The organism is Pedobacter psychrodurus, from assembly GCF_032678585.1.
GTDB lineage: Bacteria > Bacteroidota > Bacteroidia > Sphingobacteriales > Sphingobacteriaceae > Pedobacter > Pedobacter psychrodurus_A.
Genome location: NZ_JAVTSN010000036.1, coordinates 63791 through 77874, shown reverse-complemented (window position 1 = coordinate 77874; position 14084 = coordinate 63791). Strand labels below are relative to the sequence as shown.

The 14084-nt window shown below is 39.1% G+C and carries 11 protein-coding genes; 2 read left to right on the top strand and 9 right to left on the bottom strand.

From position 1 onward, the window contains the following. Positions 1-207: 207 nt before the first annotated feature. A complete protein-coding gene (locus tag R2S57_RS21435; RefSeq protein WP_316846989.1) occupies positions 208-687 on the bottom strand; it encodes a hypothetical protein in 480 nt (159 codons plus the stop codon). A gap of 346 nt (positions 688-1033) precedes the next feature. On the opposite strand from R2S57_RS21435, the gene R2S57_RS21430 reads away from it, so the two are divergent. Continuing rightward, on the top strand, positions 1034-2278 hold the full coding sequence (locus R2S57_RS21430; RefSeq protein WP_316846988.1) for a hypothetical protein: 1245 nt from the start codon (positions 1034-1036) through the stop codon (positions 2276-2278). Between the two features lie 162 nt (positions 2279-2440). On the opposite strand, the gene R2S57_RS21425 is transcribed toward R2S57_RS21430, so the two are convergent. The 5 genes from R2S57_RS21425 to R2S57_RS21410 all read right to left on the bottom strand — a co-directional run bounded on the left by R2S57_RS21425 (position 2441) and on the right by R2S57_RS21410 (position 7642). Further along, the gene (locus R2S57_RS21425; protein ID WP_316846987.1) at positions 2441-4516 is read right to left on the bottom strand and encodes an AAA family ATPase; all 2076 of its coding nucleotides are present in this window, start codon (positions 4514-4516) and stop codon (positions 2441-2443) included. Between the two features lie 116 nt (positions 4517-4632). Continuing rightward, positions 4633-5010 (bottom strand): helix-turn-helix transcriptional regulator, encoded by a 378-nt coding sequence (locus R2S57_RS21420; protein ID WP_316846986.1) that lies wholly within the window; start codon positions 5008-5010, stop codon positions 4633-4635. A 123-nt stretch (positions 5011-5133) separates the two neighbouring features. After that, the gene (locus tag R2S57_RS21415; RefSeq protein WP_316846985.1) at positions 5134-5934 is read right to left on the bottom strand and encodes a serine hydrolase domain-containing protein; all 801 of its coding nucleotides are present in this window, start codon (positions 5932-5934) and stop codon (positions 5134-5136) included. Continuing rightward, a complete protein-coding gene (locus R2S57_RS30580) occupies positions 5876-6211 on the bottom strand; it encodes a serine hydrolase (RefSeq protein ID WP_410479097.1) in 336 nt (111 codons plus the stop codon). The genes R2S57_RS21415 and R2S57_RS30580 overlap by 59 nt, the downstream gene beginning before the upstream one ends. Before the next feature lie 135 nt (positions 6212-6346). Then, positions 6347-7642: a DUF4932 domain-containing protein gene (locus R2S57_RS21410; RefSeq protein ID WP_316846984.1), complete on the bottom strand. Its 1296-nt coding sequence runs from the start codon at positions 7640-7642 to the stop codon at positions 6347-6349. Positions 7643-7979: 337 nt separating this feature from the next. Between R2S57_RS21410 and R2S57_RS21405 the strand changes: the two genes are divergently transcribed. After that, complete coding sequence (locus tag R2S57_RS21405; protein WP_316846983.1) at positions 7980-8435, top strand: hypothetical protein; 456 nt, start codon at positions 7980-7982, stop codon at positions 8433-8435. Between the two features lie 633 nt (positions 8436-9068). On the opposite strand, the gene R2S57_RS21400 is transcribed toward R2S57_RS21405, so the two are convergent. The 3 genes from R2S57_RS21400 to holA form a co-directional block, all read right to left on the bottom strand. Further along, positions 9069-9797, bottom strand: a complete 729-nt coding sequence (locus R2S57_RS21400; protein WP_316846982.1) for a copper homeostasis protein CutC — start codon at positions 9795-9797, stop codon at positions 9069-9071. Between the two features lie 737 nt (positions 9798-10534). After that, positions 10535-12793, bottom strand: coding sequence for a glycosyl hydrolase family 95 catalytic domain-containing protein (locus R2S57_RS21395; RefSeq protein WP_316846981.1), 2259 nt, complete (start codon positions 12791-12793; stop codon positions 10535-10537). A 136-nt stretch (positions 12794-12929) separates the two neighbouring features. Further along, positions 12930-13952, bottom strand: a complete 1023-nt coding sequence (gene holA, locus R2S57_RS21390) for a DNA polymerase III subunit delta (RefSeq protein WP_316846980.1) — start codon at positions 13950-13952, stop codon at positions 12930-12932. Positions 13953-14084 lie beyond the last annotated feature (132 nt).

Below are 14084 nucleotides of genomic sequence, written 5' to 3'. Positions count from 1 at the left end.
ACACCGCTCAAAAGCATCGACTCGCCACTCAAGAGCTCCGATGCACCACCTAAAAGCATCGACTCGCCACCTAAAAGCTCCGATGCACCACCTAAAAGCATCGACTCGGCACTTCAATTGCCTCTATAACGCAAAATTGGGACACCGATGTGGTGCCCCAATTAGGGTCTGGTTAAAAAATGAGGTTGTGAGAAACACTTGAGGCTGTTATAATGGAGAATCAATTCTCTTTCCACGGCTCGGGAAGCGCTGTTTCAAATCGTCGTATATGGCCTGTGTACCTGTAACATTAGAGCGGCTTGCCCCTTTAATCGAATAATAAATCACTAAAGCGGCTTCGTAAGCTTCGCTGCCCGCCACCATACCAGTATCTTCCAGGCCACGCGAAAGGGTATTAATCTGCTGGTAAAGGGCATAAATATAGGATGCCAGTTTATGGTCTTTTTTGGCTTCGGTTAAATCGACATAACCCGGTACTAAACTTGGACTTTGCGTAGCATACTCCATTGTTTTGTTTACAAAAGCAATGGTCTTATCGCCCATTTTAAGGCTTGCCATTCTTTCTTCGGCGGTTAAACTGATTAACAAAACTGGCGCTAAAGCTGTTTTTAATGCTTCGAACGCAGCTGCAATCGCCGCTGATTGCTCTGGTGTGATTTCTCCCGAAACCCTGTTACTTAAACTCATTTGTAGATGGTTTTTAGTTAAATATTCAAGTTAATTAGCACTCCTATAAAAATTGTGGGATGAATTAACCATTTACCATGGGATAGCTGGCGGGATTATGGCTTAGCCTGTGGGATATTAGGCTGATTTAAAGATAGTAAAAGAGATGAAAAAGGAAAAATATTTTGTGAAATATTTTTGTGTATGTTATTATTTCGGATTTGCTGGATTTTATCTGTTGGACGGTATTGATACTAAATATGAGTATTTATGGTTTCCCGTACCAAATGCTTTAATTGGTTTCATATATTAGGGTAAACAATTGGCGAGTTATCAAGCGAATTAGTTAAAAACCCTACTATAGAATATGACATCTGAAAATTTCTCAGGACATAGTATATTTGAAAAGCTAGAACAACTTAAGCAGGTTCTATCAGAACAACAAACGCAAGAATTATTGGGCTCTGAAAATTTCCACTTTTTTGAGTCTGCTCTTGATTTTATAGATAGCAAATTAAAACTAACAATCCCAACATTAGTTCAGGAATTAGAGTTAACTTCTTTGAGTTCTGAAATTGAATCGGGAACAGCTCAACTAAATAATTATTTTGGAAACAACAATGTGGGTTATGTTACAAATGCAATAAATAACTATTATTCCGCAATAGCAAAAGCTAGAAATCTTCCCACACCAATAACTAAAACTGATTTCGATTTCTCACGAATGGCAGCTAATTTTCAAAAAACAATTGAAAACGCTTACAAGGAAATAGAATCTCTAAATACAAATCTTAAAAACGATTTAGAATCCACAAAAGAAAATTTGATGGTTGCGAATGATGGAATCGTGGTATTAAACGGACAACTTACATCTAAAGAAATAGAAATCCAAAACGTCCTAAATAGCTTTAATTCAGAGTTTGAGACATTAAAAGTAAGTAATAGCACTACGCTAGAAACTTTAAAAAGAACATTCAGTGACAGCATTGAAACGGACAGGAAAATCTTTAAGACCAAGATTGAAAATGACTTAGAAGCTAACTTACAAAGTTTCGAGGAGCAAAAGGATTCTTTATCTAAACAGTCAGAAGAAATAATTGCCAGCTTAAATAAAAAGCTTGCAGAAGCCAATAAGATCGTAAACATTGTTGGTAACGTTGGGGTAACTGGCAATTATCAAAATATTGCCAATCAACATAAGCAGAGTGCTAATTTTTTTCGGTGGGTTGCTTTGGCCTTTATGGTTGTCATGTCCGCCCTATTAATCTGGTCAATCATTGAGTTAAGTCGTGGTGACTTTGACCTATACAAATCATTAGTTAGGATATTAGCCGCCGCCGTATTAACATATCCTGCCGTTTATGCATCAAGAGAGTCAAATAAACATCGATTATTAGAAACGCAAAACCGAAATCTGGAATTAGAATTGGCATCAATAGGCCCATTTATCGAATTATTACCTGAAGACAAAAAACAAAAAATTAAAGAAGAGTTAGTAAGTAAGTATTTTGGTAATCATCATTTGATAGTTGAGAAAAAGGAAGATGAAGATATTTCCATAAATGGACTTGAGAAGTTATTAAAGGCAATTTTGCCATTTATAAAAAAGTAATTCCTTTATTGTAGCAAGTCTTGTGTATAGTCCTCTAGGCAATATGACTTATGCTTTAGCAAAAAGATTTTGATGAGCAATTTATTTAAAGCACAAGTTCGGCACTTACTTTTGGCGAGGCACTAAAACTTGTTTAACTTTGGGATTTCCCCTAAACAATTTTCAGCAAGTCATTGAATTTTTGTCTGAAATAAATTTCAATAGTTCCTCAATAAGCTTGATAATAATCTCACTTTCTTTTAAATCCATCCAGGTAATTTTTTTCCCTAAAACAGATTTATATACAAATTCTGCTAGGCTTTTCTTGTAGTCGCCCCGCAATGTTCCTCCTTCTCCGACAGAGGTAAACTTTCGAAAGCTTTTTTTGCCATATGAAAATTTATCGGTAAAATAAGTGCCAAGTTTTAATGCTACATCTCTACTCTGAAAGCAAAGTTCTACCTCGTCTTCTTTACATTTTATCTCTTCAACCAACCATCTTTTGAGGATATTATCAGGTATCAAGTTCTCGATTTCAGGAAGTTCAGTATTGAAATATTGAAAATTATCTTTCTTGATCCCCTTATAGAACTCATGTTTAAGTTCTTTGTTAAAATCCGAGTCAGCAAGGAGAAACACATTGGAATTCACAAAAAAAGATTTGATTTCCCGCATCACAAGCTGGTCCCCAGGATCCATCGAAGTATCTATAAAGTCGTAATGGATCAGATTTGAGCCCGCATACTCTATAAAAGTATAATTCATTCCTTCAATCGGCGCAGTCTTCTCACTTTCTTCCGAATTGCAATAAGCATATATAAATGCTCTTAAATAAAGTCTATCCGTGACTCCTTCTACCCAAATGATACAATTGCTGACCAACACTGAAGTATTTAATACACCAAGCATTTCCAGAGTAGCATATTCATTTCCTGCAAATGATCTAATTGAAGAAGATGTCTCATCATTCCGACTGAATACCAATATCTCAGCATCAGCAGTACTTAAAAGAGTTTCTGACAGCACATGGTTGGAGTGGGTATTGATAAAATACCGATGATTCTTCTTTAAGATAGCGGCATTCTCTGAAATTGCTTTAATAAATATATTCTGAAAACCGGGATGAAGATTATTTTCAGGTTCATCAATAAAAATCCACGAAAGGTCGGGAGCAGTAAAAATTGGAAACAACAGATTGATCACTGCTTGAACTCCATCTCCTAGATCATAAATTGCCACATCATCCATTTCACCGGCAATGGATAGTCTAATATGCTTCTCGCTGTTACCTTTAGCTTTCTGCGCAACGATATCAAGTTCCCTTGATTGGAAAAAAACCTCACTGATAAAAGATTCAAACTCAGCAAAATCTTGTCTATTTTTCTTAGGACCATTCCGGGCGAGTTCAATCTTATCATACAAATCTAGGCCAGTCTCGATACTGAGCATAGGAACATCAGAAAGATTATGCTGCTTGATTATCGTTGCTTTGAAAATGTCTCCGGAGACACCTTCTAACATTCGTGACGACCGAAGTACTGGAATGTAAACCATCTGTTTTCGAAAGGGTTCGAACTGCACTGTGCTTAGTTTTGTCAGATATGCTTTCAACTTTGAAAAAATTTCACACTTGAGTTCCACATTTTCCACATGATTACCTTCTTTTACAGATGGCAGGGTAAACCTTATTTTTGCGGCAATCTTTCCCGATTCGGTTGGGAAGGGATTATTATCCCCAGCTTCCCGGACGTAATTATATATATCAAGCAAACAGGTGACCACAGGTAGTATTAGGCCGATAAGTTTTTTTAATACTGAAACCCCGTCCTCAACTACTATAGCGAGCAATTGGTCATTGATGTTTTTGAGGTGCTCTGTAAGTTTACCAAGATGAAGAGTATTATTAGCAGATGGATAAGCAGAAAAATACTCATTTAGGTCTTGTACAATACTACTTTCATCGATAGGCCCGGAGAAGTCAGCCATCAGAATAGTCTCGTTTATACTCTTGGCTGAAACTGTTATAAGCGGCTTAAATATATCGAAACTCTCCAGGAAAAGCTGATTAAGGTCAAAATCAGCTTCAAGAACAAGTTTCGATTCCCGCTTGATTATATTTCGTAAAAACCTACTTTTCCTGCTGTTATTTGCACCTACAATGATATTAACATCTTTTAATTGGTTCAAAAACACAGCAGGTCTTCCGTTCTGTATAAATTCTGCTTTAGAAATGGTGTCCTGCAATCGGAAATAGTTCATGTGGAATGAGAGATAAAATTTAGATACTAAGACTTGCGCGAGATTTAGAAGATTGAGCTTTCGCAATATTACCCCAAACCTCCGACCTCCGTCTTTCCGACCCCTGACTAAATAAATTATTTATTTTTAAATAACTCAACCTTCTCCCGCTCACTGGCCAATAATCTTTCGTAAAGTTCAACAACCTTATCTAATGGATTAAATGTACAATGCTGTCTAAAGTCACCAGAACTAGTATCATTAAAAGTATTAAAGTAATTAAATATAGATTCTTCAGAAAATCCTTTAATTGCTTCGGCAGAAACCCCTAAAGCGGTTGCTACTTTTTCGAGCGTGGTATCCTCAATGTCTTCGCTCTGCTCTAGCTTGCTAATGGCCTGCTGGCTAATGCCCAGGGCGGCGGCAAGTGCTTCCTGCTTCATACCGCGCAATTCGCGGATGCGGCTAATTTTACGGCCAAGATGAATGTTTTTTGTTTTTTCAGAGGTTTCCATAGTCAAATATATTTAAAAATTCTGTCAGCTAAAATAAAAGGGGGTATTTGATGAAATGGTAAGGGATATTGTTTTTACAGTTACAGAGGCTAAACCTCGCTAAACCGCCATAAAACTCTTAAGCTATTTTTTTCTTGACAAAATGCTATTCCCGATATTATTGGCGTAATCCCCAAGATCGGTTAGATTTGTATTAGATAAGATAAGTATGCTTAGGCCACCATTCAAATAATGAAACCATGCTCCATTGGCCCCAGCTATCCTTCCATAGCGTTCCATTCTTTTATATTCCAGATCGCCACGGATCCATACGCTATAGCCATAACCATCAAGTCCAGGGGTTAACAGTTGCGCTAAAGTTTCCTGCTTAATCAGCTTATACGAAAACAACGCATTATTAAACTTCATCATATCTATTGTGCAGGAATACATTGCGCCAGCGGCAGAAAAATCTTCCACATATAGCGGAATATTGGGAATTAGGTGGTCTAAACTTTTGTCTTTATAATATGGGGTAGCAAGACCAGTTATCAATTTGTAATGCGAGATCAGTCCTGAATTATGCATGCCCAAAGGCGTTAATATCTGTTTATCCAATATTTCCTCATAGCTCATATTATATATTACTTCTAAAATCCGTCCCAAGATCATATATTCCCCGTTATTATAGTCAAATTTTGTTCCCGGCTCATTAACGATAGGATTTGAGCAAAAATTAGCCACAATTTCTTTAAGTTGATATGGTTTATGGTAAAAACCGATCCCGTATTTAAGAAAATTTTCATCTTTTGCGGTATCCGTGTTCTTCATACCCGAGGTATGATTGAGCAGCTGATGAATGGAAACCCTTGCCCCTCCCTGCCCCTTATAATCTGGCAGATAATCGAGTATTTTTTTTTTGGAGATCAATTTTTCCCTGTTCAACAAGTTGGAGTATTAAGACTGCTGTAAAGGTTTTCGTAAAGGAGCAAACCTGGTATCTGGTTTCATTGGTAATGGGCGAATTGAAAGCACGCTCGGCTACACCAAAACTTTTGTGGTAAATCACAGTCGAGTCTTTTTGGATTAAGACTGTTCCATTAAATTGATGTTGATTAGCATAACTTTCTACCAGGTTTTTGATTGAAGGAGATTGCGCTGAAGAATTATGTATATGAGCGAAGATGAAAATTGTTATAATCCTTGTGATTCTATTTATCATTGAATATTGATTATTAATTTTGTTGTATTTCCAGAAACCTGAGGCACAGTATTCCAGTAATAATTTAGTCTATATGAAGAGTGTATCAAGCGTGCAAGACATATATTTATTTTATTCAAGCAAACCCGCTGTTTACTATGAACCGGTTTTATAATTTCCATACTTTAAAAGTTGGTTATTTACTATTTCCGGAGTAAGTGAGTGCATGAATTGGACAAGCTCTGGGACGTATCGCTCGAATGTTGGATAATTTGCTCTGTTTTTTTCATATTCTGTAATTTTCTCCTCGAGCAATGGGAGCAAAACGCAATTGTATTCTCCGATATGAAGCACCCGCAACCGATCAGCCTCTTTTTGATTTCCAACAGATACGGCGATTCTTATCTCGCCGAGCCTGACCAGGTGTTCGATCACACAAACATACCAGTTGCGGATACCCTTGGTTGACAGGGTATCCTTTAGTCCTTTGACAAACAGAGCAGAATCTGCCATAATCTGTCCCTTATATTTTTCCAGCAGCGGATTAACAAAAGCATGTGAAACCTCATGAACGGTAAGGAACTGTGTTACTTCAGGGCTATCAAAGCCATATTTTTTGTAGGCAGATAAATTGTCCTGTAAGCCCAGCATCACGCTCGAACTGACAACCATTGAGGGGATTTTCCCTTTTGGAGAAAAGATAGTTGGCCCAAAGCCCCTATAATTGCCCTCGCCCGGAGTGATGGGCATTGCCGGCGATATGTATAATTCGTAATTTGGAAATTTATTACCGTACCACTTTTCAATAGCTGAATAAACCGATCCGTCGATATCTTTAGCTATCTCCCGAAGGGCACCTTTATAGAATGCGCTGTTGTCTTTCAAAAATCCTGCGACGTTCGCCTTGATATAAAACTTTCTCAGGCTATCGGTCAGCTCATTGAATAATGGCATTAATTTGTTCCCGGTTTCAGAAGTCTGAACCTTCGATCTATCTTCAGCAAAGCGGCTTCCCTTTGCAGGAAAATCTTTCTGATTCAATAAATGGTTCAATATCGGTCCGTTATCAGCAAGGGTATCCCGGATTTTTTTAAGGATATCAGCTGCCCTCAGGATGATCGGATCGTTTTGGTAAAGCTTGAAATTTGCGAAACCGAAATGAACCATTGGCTGATGTGAATAGTCAACGCCTTTGATATCAAACACATAATTGCCGATATGTTCGACAGCCAGCTTTTCTACAAAAAAGTAAGTTTCGACATTTGGGCTTGTTCCAATTGATGCATTCCTGGTCAAGGCAACTTTATACTGACCAGAAGCACAATAAGTGCACATCACAAGTATAAAAAGTGTAAATATGTTTTTCTTAAAAAATGGCATAATTCTTAGATCTTTATAGTAAGGACGCAAATTCAAGAGGTATAGTTGCACCTGAGTGACTATTTGTTCCATATCTAGCATTTTCTAAGCATTTTAGATTAACTAATCCGGTGATAAACATTAATTAACAGCGTTTGTACAAGAGCATCCTTTGCTGGCTTGCCATGATCTTCTAATTCCGGCAGAAAAGTGAAAAGTCATGATTCTTTCTCCTGCAAATCGTTTCGACAGCATAGTTTTCATTGCAACTAGATAAAAACTCTTCGCCAAAAAACGCCACTATGGGATGGCACCGAGCAACCGGGTGCGTAATAGAACACAGTCATGTTCAGCCTTGTGACCTCAACCTTTTCACCTGTAGCGTTATTGGTAGAATTGACGTTTAAGCAGTAAACTATTAAACATTATTATGAAAAAATTGACTACCGCATGTGCACTTGCACTACTCTCTATTTGCCTGATGGCCTGCAAGAAGGACCAGCACGAAAAAGCAGAAAATGCTCTGGTTGGGGATTGGCAGGAACTGAATTTGACGGGGATTACCCGCACACTGAAATTTACGGATGTATATCAGTTCCAGTTATCATCAGGAGATAAGATGGGGTATGCCACCAGATTTACGGGGACCTACCAAATACAATCAGATAGCCTGAAGGTACAAACTAATGAAGTACTCAGCCAAGAGCCAGGTAAACCGGTGGTAAAAACAAACCCAACATTTATGCTCTATGAAAAGGCAACCTTCAGTGTGCTTGGTGATACACTTACTTTAAAATATATTAGCTATCCTGCTGACGCTCCGGTTACCACCGTAGCGAAATTCCGTAAAGGTATTAATATAGATCAAGGAGGAATTATTAAATAGCTCATCGAGTTCCCGATAACTAATATACGGCATCCAAATCTATGTATTGGACACGGATTTGGATGCTGTATTGATGAAGGGCATTTATATTATAGTGATCAAAATATCTGCTGTGCGCTATAGTTATTATGGCTGTATGATGGCAATGGTTGTATGCTTTACAACGATTATAGATCAAGACTGATGTAAATTATTTTAATTGTGTTGGGTCGGTACAACCCTTTCTAGCGCAAGTCTTAGTGCGCTCGCCCAAGCAAAGGCCTGACTTGTGCTTATACTAAATTTGATATTGAAATATTTTCTAAATAGATTGCCTGCCAGCAGCAGTCAGGCTTCACTCCGCCTCACCAGCCTGCCCTTCAGTTCGCAATGACGAACTAATAAACACTATACAACGCCAAACCTCCGACCTCCGTCTTCCCGACCCCCGACTCAGCTCTTTTAACCACAAAGCTACCAAGAACACCAGGCTAATACCTAACATTCTTAGTGCCTTTGTGACTTGGTGGTAAAAAAAACAAAAAGCGCTTTAAGATTCCCGCCTGCGCGGGATCCGATAGTTATCGGATGCAAGAAGAAGTCCCGAATATTTGGGGTAGGCTGTCGGCTGAAAAAACCTTCCCGCAATGACGATTATTGATTTAACACCTCCAAAATTTTCTCCAGTTCTTCCTTACTTGAGATATACACATTGCCATAATCATTTATTTCGCTATTGATATAGCTCAATGGATTTGGAGCGATGGCTCTTGCCGAAGCGTGGTACTGTTTTGCCCCGCATGTATTTATCAGGGTGCTGATGTTGCCCGATTTTATTCCCGCCCCGGGCATAATGATGATGCGGTCGCCAGCTTGCTCCACAAGTTTTTTTAACACTGTTGCGCCCTGGGGTGCGCCTATCGCCCCGCCAGAAGTGAGTACCCTTTCGCAACCGCATGTTATCAGGTCTTCTAAAGCTTCGAAAAGATCAGGAGTACCGTCAAAGGCGCGGTTACAGGTTACGCCCATTGGTCCGGCCCATTCTACAATGCGCTTTAACCACTCCGTATCAATTTTAGCATCAATGGTTTGGGTACCGACTGAAACGCCGTTACAGCCAAGGGTTCTGCAGATTTCAATATCATTTTTAATGATCTGATATTCATCTTCAGAGTAATAGTAATTACCCGATCGGGGCCGGATGATGGGATAAAGATCGATAGTAATATTTTCCCTTACCTGCTTAATGGTACCATATGAAGGTGTAGTTCCACCCTCGATAGGGTTATCGCAAAGTTCTACACGTGCCGCTCCTACCTCCTGAGCAATAAGGCACGATTGTATATTGAAGGCACATACTTCGAGCTGTTTTTTTGATATCATGATTTCGCAGGTTTTAAAATTCTATATCTGATCAGGTGTATTCAGGTAAAAGATTGAATACTATTGGAAAGATAGTTGGTTTATGAGGGTTTTGCAAAATTTGGGGAAATGATGTTTATTTTGAGATACTATATCTAACAAGGATAGTGGTTAATTACGCAGAGATCCTTCGTACCTCAGGATGACAGCTAAAAACGAATCCTCTGCTACTCGCTATCGGCACCCTGATAGCCGGCCATTTTAACCACAAAGCCACCAAGAACACCAAGCTAATACCTAACAATCTTAGTGCCTTTGTGACTTGGTGGTAAAAAAACACAAAAACCGCTTTAAGGTTTCCACCTATGAGGGATCTGATTGCTATCGGATGGCCACCATATTAAAGGCATTCATAGAGTTAATTTCCCTATTCATGGAGTATATATGCCCATATAACTATTTCCTATTTTATCAAACTCTTACGAATAGTAGTTTTGACTAATCATTTAGTAATACACACAGGTAACTAAGCGATACAGAGAATGAAGCTATAGGGACGCACATTACTCTTTAGTTATAATCTTACTGTGATATTAGCAATGACTACTAAGAGGGGGCATCCGGGATGATTTAGCCCCCTCTACTTTTTAGAATCATTTAAGCGGATCGCTGCGCTAACAAATTTAATTACAATCTTTCTTTGCCTGCTTTGCGAAGTCCTTAGTGTTCTTTGCGGTTAATGCTTTTCTTTAAAGCTGTTACTCATAACCATTTTCAAAGGTGATGGTCTGTTGTTTCTTCAGGTTTACTTCTGCAATACCGTCCACTCCCATTTTCACACTTCCGGCAGGAAGATCTTTCAATACAAAGGTTTTAAAGGGAAGTTTAATTCTAAGCACACCCGCTTTTTCTGCATACACTTTCACTTTCGTTGGAACGCCGTTTTCTTTCCGTCCGCTGATTAAAAAGGCACCTTCGGCACGTAGATTATTAAATGAAACAGTTGCCCAGCTTTGCGGTACAGCCGGGAAAACCTGTAAATAGCCGCTTCTACTTTGCAACAGCAATTCCTGAACACCCTGTGCAAAAGCAAAATTGCCTTCTAATGTAAAGGGACGGTAGGTAAAACCAGAGTACTGCCCTCCTTTTTGGTCGCCATTTAAATGGAAGCTATTTGGCGAGCAGAAATTTGACGCAAAAATTTCCAGTTGTTTTACAGCTTTATCAGCCTGGTAAGCCCTTGCATATAAGGATGCCATCCAGCTAAAAGAATAACCACACCAGGCCCTGGTACCAATTTCTTCCAAACGTTTTAACGAATTATCGATAATGGCTTTATCCTTTTCCTGGTTTACATCCAATAAATCGAGCGGATAAATGGCCATATATTGCGACATGTGCCTGTGTGAGCCCGTTAAATTAAATCCAGGGGCAATGGTAAAGCCCGTTTCATTTATTTCATAATCAGGCAACTCATTCAATATCGCTAACCAGTGTTTATTTTCCTCCATTTTACCATTTGCCTTACTTACTTCGGCCGCTGCTTTAAATAAGAATTTAGCCAGGGATAAATCGAAATTGGTCCAGTTTAAAAACCAGGCATTAATGCTGTTGTCGTTATACTCCGGACTAGAACTTAAAGGTAGCGTACGTTTGCCATCCTTCAGCCTGGTGATGTTCTCCAGATAGGTTGCCGATTCGTGGATATATGGATAGGCCCTTGTTTTAAGAAATACATCATCCATGCTGTATTTCCACTGCCAGTAAAAATGCTGCGAGGTCCACGCGCTTAAGGTTGGCGAAAGCGAATACTGTATCCATCCGCCCATAGGGTCGCCATTTAAGGTAATTACCCCCGGAACGTTTAAACCTTCCACACCGAAATACTGTTTGGTATAAGTCAGGTTCTTTTCCCTGATTTTCCATAACCAATCGGTAAAAGTGGCTCCTTCGGCCAGGTGGTTCGCGGTATAAGTAGGCCAATAACTCAATTGTGTATTTAAATCGTTGTGAAAATCGCCTTTCCAGGGTGGTAAACTACCGTTATCGGCTGTCCAAACAGCTTGTAAAGTAATGGCGGGCGCACCTTTTCTGGCCACGCAACCCAACTTGTACATTTCTAAATAGTATTGTTTTTGAATGAGCTGATCTGGAACTGAAATGTTCGATTTTGCCCAGAAATCTTTCCACCATTTGGCATGTGTAGCCCAGCCAGTTGGTTCTTTCGCCGTAGCTGAAATGATGGGTAATGTTGCAATTTTATCACTGCTGATGGTCCAGGAGCCGATTACCTTGCCCTTGGCTAACTTTTTCCATTGCACCAAAACCTCGTAATAATGCCCCTGATAAGTTGGCTGATGATAACGGATGCTATTTGGGGTATGGGTTACCGTGCCTTTTGCATAACCCAGTTTTTGCAAACCTTCGCCGGCGTGACTGTTATCGCCCTTTTCTATTAAATCGTTGGCGTAATTATGTACGATTAAATTGGGTAAGATGGCGATAGATTTAAGGTTTTCTAAGCTAAAGTAGCCCTGTTGTTGGGCTGCATGGATATAACAGTTAAAAACAGTTCCGTTTTCGAATTTTACGGTATTTAAAGCCGTTTCGATATCCAAAACATTAGATACTACTTTACCCAGTTTCGAGATATCGAATTCCATTGCCGCGGCAGGCAATTTAGTGGGGTACGGACTGTTATCGTAAGGTTCGTCGCCTATTTTTTGAACAGCCGCATAATTGTTTTTGTGCACCTGTTCTTCTACCCATTTAAAGGTAAGTTTCGACATATCGAGTGCTTTCCGTTCGTCCCATAAATCGGCACGATCTAATGAAAGGCGGAGTTTGTTGTTTTTCTCCCAGATTAAAACCCCTAACATCCCATTGCCCAAAGGCATGGCTTCATCCCACCTATCGGCAAGTTTCGGAAAGGAAAGATTGTAGGGTTTTAGTGATTGTGCATAGCTTGAATAAGTAAAGCACAGCAATAACAGAACGATAGTAATTTTAGTTTTCATTTGCTTGTTTAGAAAGAATAGCATGTGTTGAAGTGCTATTAATTTCTAAAATAATGATATTAAATTACAATAAAAGCCCTAAAAATTGCGCAAACGTTTGATGAGCAATATAGAACAGGCTTTTGCGAAAAAAAGATCAGTGCACGATTTTGAAAACGAGTTCTTTTAAGAGTTCTCCATCATCTACGTTTCCGGTACTGTCTAAACCCTTACTTTTTAAATCGTACTCGCGCAGCAGACCGATCACCTGAAAAACCTTACCTGTATTGTAATTTCTGGCCGCCACTTCATAATCTTTGATAAAAAACGGAGGCACGCCCAGAGCCGACGCCGAATCGGCTTTATTGGGGATATAATGGTATTTTAAAAGTTTGGTAAAATAACCGCCTAAGTTGGCTAAAACCATCACTGTTGGATTGGCTTTAGGATTGCTGGCGAAGTAATTGATAATCTTATTGCATTTCAGTACATCGCGGATGGCCAGTGCTTTTTGCAGTTCGAAAACGTTGTATTCCTTACTAATGCCTATATTTTTCTGAACCAGGTCGGTATTAATGGTGACCTCTTTGGGCACATTTAGCATTAATTTTTCGATCTCGTTGGCAATTTTAGAAAGATCTGTGCCTAAATATTCGGCCATTAATGCCGATGCCTGCTGATCAACCTTGTATCCTTTTTCTTTAATGAAATCTTCAATCCAGGGCACCAGTTTGTAATCGCGAACGGGATCCGACTGAAAGATCAGTCCGCTTTTGTTAATGGCTTTATAGATTTTTTTACGCTTATCGAAATTGGCATACTTAAAGGCCAGCACCAAAATGGTACTTGGCAAAGGCTTTTCAAAATAATTGAGTACAAACTCGCCTTCTTTGCTGCTCGAATCTTCTTTGCCCCATTTTAAATCCTGTGCTTCCTTAACAATTACCACCTGGTAATCAGACATCATCGGGTAACGTTTTGCAGCACCCAAAACCGTAGCCATATCGGTATCTTTTCCGTATAAAACAGTTTGATTGAAGCCCTTTTCGGCATCGTTCAGCAGTTTATCTTCGATATAATCTGTTACTTGATCGATATAGAAAGATTCTTCACCATGTAATAAGTACACTGGTTTAAACTTTCGGGCTTTAATATCTTTAATAATTTCGGCAGCAGTCATTGACCGTAAAATTACGATTTAGGTTTAAGGATTTGGGTAAATGTTTATAATTAGCGTTGAGATTGGAGACATTAGATTTGAGATGTGAGATTTGAGACGTGAGATATTAGATGGGAGATTTACCTGCATATC

Coding starts and splice junctions, on each gene's coding strand:
- R2S57_RS21420 (WP_316846986.1), bottom strand. CDS start 5,010: ATGGAAACCTCTGAAAAAACAAAAAACATTCATCTTGGCCGTAAAATT.
- R2S57_RS21430 (WP_316846988.1), top strand. CDS start 1,034: ATGACATCTGAAAATTTCTCAGGACATAGTATATTTGAAAAGCTAGAA.
- holA (WP_316846980.1), bottom strand. CDS start 13,952: ATGACTGCTGCCGAAATTATTAAAGATATTAAAGCCCGAAAGTTTAAA.
- R2S57_RS21405 (WP_316846983.1), top strand. CDS start 7,980: ATGAAAAAATTGACTACCGCATGTGCACTTGCACTACTCTCTATTTGC.
- R2S57_RS21425 (WP_316846987.1), bottom strand. CDS start 4,516: ATGAACTATTTCCGATTGCAGGACACCATTTCTAAAGCAGAATTTATA.
- R2S57_RS21395 (WP_316846981.1), bottom strand. CDS start 12,793: ATGAAAACTAAAATTACTATCGTTCTGTTATTGCTGTGCTTTACTTAT.
- R2S57_RS30580 (WP_410479097.1), bottom strand. CDS start 6,211: ATGATAAATAGAATCACAAGGATTATAACAATTTTCATCTTCGCTCAT.
- R2S57_RS21400 (WP_316846982.1), bottom strand. CDS start 9,797: ATGATATCAAAAAAACAGCTCGAAGTATGTGCCTTCAATATACAATCG.
- R2S57_RS21435 (WP_316846989.1), bottom strand. CDS start 687: ATGAGTTTAAGTAACAGGGTTTCGGGAGAAATCACACCAGAGCAATCA.
- R2S57_RS21410 (WP_316846984.1), bottom strand. CDS start 7,642: ATGGAACAAATAGTCACTCAGGTGCAACTATACCTCTTGAATTTGCGT.